Source organism: Microcystis sp. M049S2 (assembly GCF_020245625.1).
In the GTDB taxonomy this organism is placed as follows: domain Bacteria; phylum Cyanobacteriota; class Cyanobacteriia; order Cyanobacteriales; family Microcystaceae; genus Microcystis; species Microcystis ichthyoblabe_A.
In genome coordinates this window covers 1-10,244 of the sequence record NZ_JADBUN010000145.1, presented here as the reverse complement: position 1 = coordinate 10,244, position 10,244 = coordinate 1, and the positions used below count along the sequence as shown (strand labels likewise).

The 10,244-nt window shown below is 41.3% G+C and carries 8 protein-coding genes and 1 pseudogene; all 9 read left to right on the top strand.

Going from position 1 to position 10,244, the window contains the following annotated elements:
• The first annotated feature begins 829 nt into the window (after window positions 1–829).
• The 9 genes and pseudogenes from IM496_RS12430 to IM496_RS12390 all read left to right on the top strand — a co-directional run bounded on the left by IM496_RS12430 (window position 830) and on the right by IM496_RS12390 (window position 10,075).
• Window positions 830–1,858: a chlorophyll a/b binding light-harvesting protein gene (locus IM496_RS12430; protein ID WP_002787228.1), complete on the top strand. Its 1,029-nt coding sequence runs from the start codon at window positions 830–832 to the stop codon at window positions 1,856–1,858.
• Window positions 1,859–2,124: 266 nt separating this feature from the next.
• Entirely contained in the window at window positions 2,125–2,637 is a 513-nt protein-coding gene (gene fldA / locus IM496_RS12425; protein ID WP_287662075.1) for a flavodoxin FldA, read from the top strand.
• 132 nt (window positions 2,638–2,769) lie between these two features.
• Complete coding sequence (locus IM496_RS12420) at window positions 2,770–3,513, top strand: alpha/beta hydrolase (RefSeq protein WP_287662074.1); 744 nt, start codon at window positions 2,770–2,772, stop codon at window positions 3,511–3,513.
• 19 nt (window positions 3,514–3,532) lie between these two features.
• Window positions 3,533–3,889 carry a hypothetical protein gene (locus IM496_RS12415; protein ID WP_287662072.1) on the top strand — a complete coding sequence of 119 codons (357 nt, stop codon included), beginning with the start codon at window positions 3,533–3,535 and terminating at the stop codon, window positions 3,887–3,889.
• Window positions 3,890–4,020: 131 nt separating this feature from the next.
• Window positions 4,021–5,877: pseudogene (gene thrS / locus IM496_RS12410) on the top strand (threonine--tRNA ligase).
• 114 nt (window positions 5,878–5,991) lie between these two features.
• Window positions 5,992–7,017, top strand: a complete 1,026-nt coding sequence (locus tag IM496_RS12405; protein ID WP_287662071.1) for a CobW family GTP-binding protein — start codon at window positions 5,992–5,994, stop codon at window positions 7,015–7,017.
• 749 nt (window positions 7,018–7,766) lie between these two features.
• The gene (locus tag IM496_RS12400; protein ID WP_287662070.1) at window positions 7,767–8,546 is read left to right on the top strand and encodes a hypothetical protein; all 780 of its coding nucleotides are present in this window, start codon (window positions 7,767–7,769) and stop codon (window positions 8,544–8,546) included.
• Window positions 8,546–9,355: a metallophosphoesterase family protein gene (locus tag IM496_RS12395; RefSeq protein WP_004160949.1), complete on the top strand. Its 810-nt coding sequence runs from the start codon at window positions 8,546–8,548 to the stop codon at window positions 9,353–9,355. Before IM496_RS12400 ends, IM496_RS12395 begins: the two co-directional genes overlap by 1 nt.
• 21 nt (window positions 9,356–9,376) lie before the next feature.
• The gene (locus IM496_RS12390; RefSeq protein ID WP_287662077.1) at window positions 9,377–10,075 is read left to right on the top strand and encodes a metallophosphoesterase family protein; all 699 of its coding nucleotides are present in this window, start codon (window positions 9,377–9,379) and stop codon (window positions 10,073–10,075) included.
• Window positions 10,076–10,244: the final 169 nt, after the last annotated feature.

Below are 10,244 nucleotides of genomic sequence, written 5' to 3'. Positions count from 1 at the left end.
TGGGAGTGATCAGGGGGAAAATTGAGGTACTTTTTCCCTGAAAATTAGGTAGTTGACCACCTGAAAATCGGTAAAACCCTACACCCCACACCCCACACCCCACACCCTACCCCCAGGAAAAACTTTTTCAGCAGACCCTATATAGTTTTGTTTTTGACCACGATGACCATTTTTATTGATGTGGTCACTTTTACATTCTGGACATTTCATCGTTTTTTTTCCTTCATTGAGTTTCTATCTATTTTGCCTTCTCATCTCTTTATCTGACAACGCCAGAGATTTTTAGTTTCTGGCGATCTCTAGTTCCACAGGAATTTCTTTCTGAGCAGACTGTAATTAGGGTTTGCGGCAAAAAGCTTTTCCTGGGGGCAGGGTGTGGGGTTTTACCGATTTTGAGGTAGTCAGTTACCTAATTTTCAGAGAAAAAGTCCAGGAATTTTCCCCCCGATCCCTCCAATGGTCGGCACTTTTTGAGGAAAAAAAAGTTTAAAAGCCTTATCCAACAAGGTTTTTAGATTTATTCAGCAGCCCCTAATTATAGGCTTGTTTAAGTGATGACAAGCTAATTATCCTCTAGTCCTCGGCAAAAAATAATTAATAATTATTCTCAATTATTTAAGGCGATTACTCTAGCTGCGATCCAAGATTCATGCTGAAAAGCCTTGATTGTCAAAGGCTGATCAGGCTAAAAATACTGATGTATTAAAGTATGCCGAGCAACTGTAACAATTCTTAACTTGACTTTATTGAGAATTATTCTAGACTAAGACTTAAAGCTTATTGCATATAATTATCAATAAGCTTGGTTCTATTTTCGTTAAAAGATGCCATGCAGACCTACGATAATCCTCAGATCGAATACGACTGGTGGGCAGGAAATGCCCGTTTTGCCGATAAATCAGGCTTATTTATCGTTGCCCACGTTGCTCAAGCTGCTTTAATCGCTTTTTGGGCAGGAGCCTTCACCTTATTTGAAATTTCCCAGTATCGCCCTGATATAGCCATGGCAGAACAGGGCTTAATTTTACTGCCGCACCTGGCCACTTTAGGCTTTGGAGTCGGAGAAAAGGGGCAAATCATCGATATCTATCCCTTTTTCGTGATTGGCTCAATTCATCTGATTTCTTCGGCAGTTTTGGGAGCAGGAGCCTTATTTCACCTGTTAAGAGTCCCAGAAACCCTGAAAGATTCCTCCGGTCCGGGGAAAAAATTCCATTTCGATTGGAGTGAACCCCGACAATTAGGAGTTATTCTCGGTCATCACCTGCTCTTTTTAGGTATAGCTGCATTATTATTAGTGGCCAAAGCTATGTACTGGGGGGGATTATACGACGCAACTATCGGCGCTGTCCGAGTCGTTAGTGAACCAACCCTCGATCCTTGGGTTATCTATGGCTATCAAACCCACTTCGCTACTGTGGACAATCTCGAAGATTTAGTCGGTGGTCATATCTACGTCGGTTTAATGTTAATTGGGGGCGGTATCTGGCATATTATCGTTCCCCCGCTCAAATGGGCGAGAAATGTGCTGATTTTCTCCGGAGAAGCCATTTTATCCTATTCTTTGGGCGGAATTGCCCTAGCTGGTTTCGTGGCCGCCTATTTCTGTGGGGTAAATACCCTCGCTTATCCAGTCGAATTTTACGGGCCAATTTTAGAAGTGAAGTTAGGAATTGCTCCCTACTTTGCCGACACGGTGAAATTGCCCTTTGGAGTACATACGGCGCGCTGTTGGTTGGCTAATGCCCACTTTTTCCTCGCTTTCTTCTTTTTACAAGGTCATCTCTGGCACGCTTTACGCGCGATGGGTTTTGACTTTAAACGAGTAGAAAAAGCCTTAAATGCGATAGAAGCCTAGTTTTTTTGAGGAAGATTAGGATAAATTATCGATTTTCCTAATTTTCCCCGCTGATCAATCTTTCTAACTGTCCCTTATGCCTTACTGTCCCTGTTGTAACACCAAATTGCTGCATCACATTGGACGCTCTCGCTCTTATTGGTACTGTAGTTCTTGCCGGCAGGAAATGCCAGTTTCAGAGGGAGAAAACTGTAATCAGGGGCTTTATTCCCTATCAAGGAGAATTAAGAGTTAAACTCACTTATTTCGCAACAAGGACAAATTTTATGGCAAAAATTGGCTTATTTTTTGGCACGCAAACCGGCAAAACCGAAACGGTAGCGGAAATGATTCAGAAAGAATTTGGAGGTGAGGCAATTGTAGAATTACACGATATCTCCTCCGCTTCTACCGAGGATTTTGCCCCCTACGATGCCCTGATTATCGGTTGTCCCACCTGGAATATCGGCGAATTACAAAGCGATTGGGAGAGTTTTTACGATAAATTGGATGACATTGATTTCGCCTCCAAAAAGGTCGCTTATTTCGGGATGGGGGATCAAATCAGTTATGCCGATAACTTTCAAGATGCTCTGGGGATACTGGAAGAAAAAATCGCCTCCCTAGGGGGTAAAACTGTCGGTTATTGGCCGACAGAAGGTTACGATTTTAACGAGTCGAAAGCCCTAAAAAATGGCAAATTTGTCGGTTTAGCCCTCGATGAAGACAACCAATCCGATTTAACTGAACAACGGATCAAAACTTGGGTCGCGGGACTTAAGGGCGAATTTGGCGTTTAGTTAGCTATCAATCAGTTATCAGTTATCAGTTATCAGTGAATAGTATTAAGTGGCTAGTTCGCAGCTTTCTTTTCACCAATTACTGATTACTGTTTACTGATCACTGAAAAATCCCCTATATCCTTGATTATTATGTCTCGATTACCTGATGCAGTTTGGATTAATGTTAACCCCAGTTTTCGCCGTTTTGATCGCCCGGTGTTGGATTGTTTAGCCAGGGAAGTTGCGATCGCTGATTGGCAATACTGTCAATCTATTGATGAGCCAGCTTCTCTTGATATCGTCTTGGTATTACTACAAGATTATCTGAAACAATGCGATCGACCACTGCATTTAGTCGGCCACGGCACGGGGGGATTAGTAGGATTACTGTATGCGCGTCGTTATCCAGAAAGGGTAAAATCCTTAACTTTGCTCTCTGTGGGAGTCTATCCGGCGATCGATTGGCAAGCTCATTATTATGTGCTATCAAAATTACTGCCCTGTTCCCGTCAAACTTTGCTGAATCAATCGGTTCAGAATCTTTTTGGTCATCAATCCTGCGCTTTAACCCAAGAATATCGCTATCTCTTGGAAGAGGATTTATTATTGTCCCTTTCTCCCCATAATCTCTATCAGAATGCCCATTTCGCCCCGGGGACAGTTCCCGTACCCCTGTTAGTCTGTGGGGGAGATATCGATACGGTAATTGATCGGCATTTATTGCAGGGATGGCAACCCTGGTTAAAGTCAGGCGATCGCATTTGGAGTTGTCACAAAGGGCGTTATTTTTTCCACTATTCCCACCCCTACAGCGTCAGTCAAGAGATTTTTAGTTTCTGGCGATCTCTAGTTCCACAGGAATTTCTTTCTGAGCAAACTGTAATTATTCCTTAATTGACAAAAATCGAGATTTATGTTAGGGCTAATACCGCTCTTTTGTCCGATCGCGATCTGGCTCGTTCTCTTATTCTTTTTTACTGCCCTTTTTCTTGCTGTTGCCCAAGGGTGCCGGCAGTTGCAAAAGCTGCATCGAATTCCCTGTAGTCGCTGTGTTTTTTGTACTGGAGATTATCGCTTGAAATGTGCGGTGCATCCAATGCGCGCTTTTTCGGAAGAGGCGCTCGATTGTCGGGATTTTGAGCGAGAAATTCAGGAAAATCAGAAAATGGGTTTCTTGAAGAAACCTGTTTTCTCAGTTTCTTTTCTCGTCATCATAACCTGGATTCTGGCTGTTAAGTTGAGAATATCATCGGTAATACCTGCTTTTTAAAGTAGGGAGACTTCCAGTTTGAGCGGTAAGCTATCAGCGTTGAGCTTGCCGCTAGAGGATTTGAGCGCATTTTTCTCTCAGACATCAGCCCTGCTCTGCTAAAATGATAATCATTATCACTTTAACTGGCAATGGTCAATCAGATTAAGTATCCCCTAGCAGAAAGCCCCGTTATCGAAGAAGATTCGCAAAAAATCGTAAAAATACGCCATACTTGAGCCCATGTCTTAGCGATGGCGGTACAAACTCTCTTTCCTGAAACCAAAGTCGCTATTGGTCCCTGGACAGAAACGGGATTCTACTACGATTTCGATCGCCCAACACCCTTTACCCCCGAAGATTTGGAGAAAATAGCGGCAGAAATGGGGCGAATTATCGGGCAAAACCTGCCAATTATCCGAGAAGTGCTGGAAAGAAGCGAAATTGCCGCAGAAATCGAGCGCCTTAATCAACCCTACAAAAAGTTAATTTTAGAGAGAATTCCCCCAGATGAAACCATTACCCGTTATTTTATCGGTAGTCCAGACGCAGGACGGAGCGATCGAGAACCCTCGTTAATTGATGGCGCTGTTTCTCCCCCGGAAGAATTTTGGTGGGATCTGTGTGCGGGACCCCATCTCAACTCGACGGGGGAAATTAACCCCGATGCTTTCGTCTTGGAGAGTGTAGCGGGTGCTTATTGGCAAGGAGATGAAAAACAGCCCCAATTACAGCGAATTTACGGCACAGCTTGGCAAACCCCCGCAGAATTACAAAATTATCTCCAACAAAAAGAAGAAGCGCAGCGACGAGATCATCGCAAATTGGGACAACAATTAAAATTATTTAGCATCCAAGAAGATGCAGGTGGCGGTTTAGTTTTTTGGCATCCCCGGGGTGCAACAATGCGTTATTTAATCGAAGATTATTGGCGCCAAGCTCATTTAGAAGCGGGTTATCAATTTCTTTATACTCCCCATCTAGCTAATTTAGATCTGTGGAAAACTTCTGGACATTGGGACTTTTATCGCGACAATATGTTTGAGGCGATCGAGTTAGAACAGCAAAGCTATCAAATTAAGCCGATGAATTGTCCTTTTCATGTTTTAACCTATCAAAATGACCTGCATTCCTATCGAGAATTTCCCCTCAGATGGGCAGAATTAGGCACAGTTTATCGTTACGAGCGCTCGGGGGTTTTACATGGATTAATGCGGGTAAGAGGTTTTACTCAAGATGATGCTCATATTTTTTGTTTGCCCGAACAAATTGCCGCAGAGATTCTAGGAGTTTTGAATTTAACCGAGAAAATTCTCTCCGATTTTGGCTTTACTAATTATGAGGTAAATTTATCGACTCGTCCCAGTAAATCCGTGGGTAGCGATAGTGTTTGGGAATTGGCAACCGCAGCTTTAATTGAGGCCTTAAATGCTAAAAAGTGGGATTATATTGAGGATCAGGGAGGTGGGGCTTTTTATGGTCCGAAAATTGATATAAAAATTCAAGATGCGATCGGTAGAATGTGGCAATGTTCCACGATTCAGGTCGATTTTAACTTGCCAGAACGCTTTGATATGCAATATGTAGCTAGGGATGGTACTCGGGAAAGACCGATTATGATTCATCGAGCTATTTTTGGCTCTTTGGAAAGATTTTTTGGTATTTTAATCGAGAATTATGCGGGAGATTTTCCTCTCTGGTTAGCACCTATTCAAGTCCGTTTATTACCCGTTAGTGATGAACAGCAGCATTATGCTTTAGAGGTAGCAATGCAGTTAAAACAAGCTGGTTATCGAGTGGAAATCGATAAAAGTGGTGAGCGTTTAGGTAAACAAATTCGTACAGGAGAACTAGAAAAAATCCCTGTCTTAGCTGTAATTGGAAAACGAGAAGTTAGCAGTGAAACTCTAAGTGTTCGCACTCGACAAGGGGGTGATTTAGGTTCGATGACGCTGGCAGATTTATTAGAAAAAATGCAAACAGCGATCCTATCTAAAATTAATCTCTGAAACTTTTGTATAAACCGGCAAATAGGGGATATCGATCCCTTCCAGGCGAATTTAACAGGGTTGAGAAAAGCCTATTTTCTGCCAATTAATTAACTTAAAAGTGGGTTAGCTGCCGTGAGTTCTTTGATAATTCCTCTCTCCGATTCCCTCCCTTGCTTGCCTAAATCGGGAATGCCTGTGACGATCATTACTGGTTTTTTAGGGAGTGGAAAAACCACCTTACTAAATCATATTCTTGACAATAAAGAAGGGTTAAAAGTTGCCGTCTTAGTCAATGAGTTTGGGGATATTAATATTGATTCTCAATTGCTTGTCTCCATCGATGAAGATATGATAGAATTGAGTAATGGCTGTATTTGTTGTACGATTAATGATAGTTTAATTGAGACAGTCTATCAGGTCTTAGAAAAAGAAATACCCGTGGACTATCTAATTATTGAAACCACAGGATTAGCCGATCCTTTGCCAATTATCCTCACTTTCTTAGCCACGGAATTAAAATATCTGACTCGCTTAGATTCTATTATTACCCTCGTGGATTCTGAAACCTTTACTGCCGATCATTTTGATAGTAATATTGCCCTTAGTCAAATTCGTTATGGTGACGTGGTAATTCTCAATAAAATAGATCGAGTCAGTGGCAAAAAATTAGATGATTTAGAAAAGTTTATTCGTCGAGAAAAAGAGGGTATAAGACTCCTAAAAAGTAGTTATGGTCAGGTTCCTTTGGGTTTATTGTTAGATCTAGGTTTAACTAAAGAAGAATTGTATAAAGTCCAGTTGAGAGACTTTCAAAAAAATCGCCAAAGCTCCAGTGATAATCAATCTCCTGAAGACTTTAATTTTGTCTCCTTTGTTAGCGATAAACCATTTAATCTAGATAAATTTGAACCTTTTCTCACGGAAAAAATTCCAGTAAATGTTTTTCGAGCTAAAGGTATTCTCTGGTTTCAACAAAGCGATTTAAAACATATTTTTCAATTGAGCGGTCTTCGTTACGATCTGCAAGCGGTAGAATGGGATACATCTCCTCAGAATCAGTTAGTTTTTATCGGCAGAAATTTAAATAAAGAGGAAATCTTGACACAACTAAACGAATGCTTGGCTAGTTCTCAAAAAATTAAAAAGCACAAACTATGAATAGACCTCTTGCAGAAATCAAAAATGGCTCTTCTCGACTTTGTGTGATAATTTTTGCTTATGGAATCGTGAAATGCTTATTGGGCAACACTTTTAGGACTATTTTGTCGAAGAAACTATCAGTATAGACCTCGTTTCCACACAGAAACCAGAAGAGCCTCAAAAATCGTTGTTAGGGTTAGGAGTCAGTAGCCAGTAGTCAGGAGAATTAAGAATGAATAATAATCAATTAAGTACCTAAGCAAAATTAATTACACATATCTAACCACCTCTTGCCTCTTGCCTCTTGCCTATCTTCACTAGGAAATTAATTTTGCACGACTACTTAAATGGTCTATTTACAGATTTTATGCCATTTAATCCTTATTTTTGCCGTTTTTGAACTCTCAAAAATTAATTATGCAAGAACTCTAATAATTTATGGATAAAAACTTTAAAATTTAACGAACCCTCGATCCAATGGTTTTACATCTCTTTGTTCTCCAAGTTCATTATCGCAAACCCTTGCACTTTACGGAAGCGGCGATCACAATTAAAAATGATGGGAATTACCTTAGTTGATTTACCGGATGGACAAAGCCAATGGTATCCTAGAGAAAAGAGCCATAACCATGATTAATATCTCAAGAGACCGCCAATTTTTCCCGAAATAACCTTGCTAAGTCGAGAGGATTGGTTAAGGAAGATTACTTGCCCCAATCTCACTTATGCTAGAATGATTATCATTACCACAATAAAGAAGGAGCAAAATGATTATCGTGGTGACGGGGGGTATAGCTGCGGGAAAAACCCATTGGATTCGCCAACAAATCGCCCAAAGCAAGCAGCCAAGTCTATATTTTAGTCCCCAGACGGAAACTTTTCCCATTGATCACCTCACTTTACAGAGTGACTTTCCCCAGTTGTCCTCTATTTCTAGGGAAGAAGAAGACCTTTTGAGCAGTTTATCCATGGAAAACACGATCTACATGGAAGTACCATGGCATTTAGACACGCAATCCCTCGAAAGCTTTCTAAAACCCCTCAATTGTCATCGGGTAGCGATTACGTCTCCAGACGAAGAAATCCCCGAAGGACAAGTTCCCGTCGATGAAATTGTCATCAGTCCCGTCAAAACAACCATAAAAGGTGATCAATGGTTAAAAAAACGAGAAATACAGATTTATAGAGCCGTTTTAACGGGAGAATTCCTCGATTTTTCCAGTTTAACCACCTTTTGGACAGAATTAACCCAAGGAGCCTATGGGGAAGTGCTGCGGGTTAAAAGTATCTTCGATATCATCGATGGTCAGTGTATTTATGGGGAATTTATGGATGAATGGCCAGAAAAAGACTTTCAAAGCTTAAATTTTCCCTTAAATCTCGATGGGAGACCGAATCGCTTTAGTGGGATTGAAATCGTCGGTCGCAATCTCGATAAACCGATAATTGCCGATACCCTGAGTGATTGTTGTCTGTCCGATGAGGCACTTTTGTATTATCAACAACAATTTCAAGAATCTTTAGAGCCAGAAATGGAGTTAATCTGATGAAAATAGCCGTTTTATCCTGTATTCATGGCAATATGCCCGCTTTAAATGCTGTTTTGCAAGATTTAGACCAACAGGGTTGTCAAGAAATCTACTGTTTAGGGGATTTGGTTGGGTATGGACCCCATCCTAACCAAGTGGTGGAAAAAATCCGTCAACTGGGGATTACCACGGTACAAGGGTGTTGGGATGAGGATATCGTTGAGGGATTAAATGCCTGTGAGTGCAGTTATCCGTCGCTTTTAGCAGAAAAACGCGGTAGATTAGCTCATGAGTGGACAAATCAAATAATCACCCCAGAAAACCGTAATTATTTGTCAAAACTGCCCGAAATTTTTAAGCTAGATCACCTCTGTTTTGTTCATGGTAGTCCCCAAAGTAACCATGAGTACCTTTTAGCCGAAATGGACGCTTTTACGGCTTTAGAACGGGTTTTATCGGTAGATACAGAGGTTTTATTCTGTGGACATACCCACATCCCCTACATTCGCACTCTCGACGCGGGAAGCTTGCAAATAAAAGTGTATCAACCCGATGGGGAACAGTCGCGGCAATTTACCACACCGGTTAAACGTATCATCAACGTGGGATCGGTGGGAGAACCGCGTCACGGTCGTCCAAATGCCACCTATGTGATTTACGATCGAGAAACGGCAGCGGTACAACTGCGAGAAGTGGCCTATAACTATCAGGAAACCTGTCAGGCTATTTTAGAATCGGGTTTACCTCCTATTTTCGCTTGGCGATTGGCTAAGGGTCTAGAATATGCGGAAAAAGCCGATGATCCGACTCATGTTTGCGAACGTTAATTTGTGATAAATCAAGAAATTATGTGGGCAATTTTAAGCGGTATTCAAGGCAATTTACCAGCCTATCAAGCGGTATTGGAAGATATTCGGCAACGGTCAGTTACTGTAGAAAATTTATATATTTTAGGAGATTTTATCGGTGTTAATCCCGATAGTGAAATGCTGGTAGAACAAATACGTTATCCCACTAAAAATAACTTATATCCGCAGGTTTGTCGGGGATGGTGGGAAGAACAATGTTTAATTTTACACAGTTTAGGAGCAACAGGAGAACCGACGGAATTAATCGATAAACATGGAATTGACAGCACTAAACAACTCTGGGACGCAGTTTCTTTAGAAACAGTGCAATGGTTACGAAATCTCGATTTTGGTTTTGTCGAGTTGGATTGTTTATTAATTCATGGCAGTAGTGTCAGTGTTAGTGAAGAATTAACCCCCGATACTCCCCCATGGCAAATTTTAGATCGACTGCAACGGGTGGGAGTTAATAATCTATTTTGTGGTCGTGCAGGACAAGTTTTTGATTATTCTTTACAGTCCGCTAATTTAACTAGCACTGTTACTACTTTAGATAAACGGCAACCAAGCCAAACTTTGACGATTCAAGATAAGCGTTTAATTGGGGTTGGTAGCGTTGGTAAAGAATTAAATAAAGCAGTTTACACTCTCTATAATCCTAGTAATAATTGCGTGGAGTTTAGAACCGTACCTTATTAATCTTTCAGAGATTAATTAGGGTCTGCTGAAAAAGTTTTTCCTGGGGGCAGGGTGTGGGGTGTGGGGTGTGGGGTGTGGGGTTTTACCAGTTTTGAGGTGGCCAATTACCTAATTTTCAGGGAAAAAGTGCCTAAATTTCCCCCCGATCACTCCCAGATCCAGTACTTTT

What these genes read in the sequence shown, in the direction of transcription:
- IM496_RS12395 (WP_004160949.1), top strand. Translation starts at nt 8,546, where the DNA reads ATGAAAATAGCCGTTTTATCCTGTATTCATGGCAATATGCCCGCTTTA.
- IM496_RS12415 (WP_287662072.1), top strand. Translation starts at nt 3,533, where the DNA reads ATGTTAGGGCTAATACCGCTCTTTTGTCCGATCGCGATCTGGCTCGTT.
- IM496_RS12400 (WP_287662070.1), top strand. Translation starts at nt 7,767, where the DNA reads ATGATTATCGTGGTGACGGGGGGTATAGCTGCGGGAAAAACCCATTGG.
- fldA (WP_287662075.1), top strand. Translation starts at nt 2,125, where the DNA reads ATGGCAAAAATTGGCTTATTTTTTGGCACGCAAACCGGCAAAACCGAA.
- IM496_RS12420 (WP_287662074.1), top strand. Translation starts at nt 2,770, where the DNA reads ATGTCTCGATTACCTGATGCAGTTTGGATTAATGTTAACCCCAGTTTT.
- IM496_RS12390 (WP_287662077.1), top strand. Translation starts at nt 9,377, where the DNA reads ATGTGGGCAATTTTAAGCGGTATTCAAGGCAATTTACCAGCCTATCAA.
- IM496_RS12430 (WP_002787228.1), top strand. Translation starts at nt 830, where the DNA reads ATGCAGACCTACGATAATCCTCAGATCGAATACGACTGGTGGGCAGGA.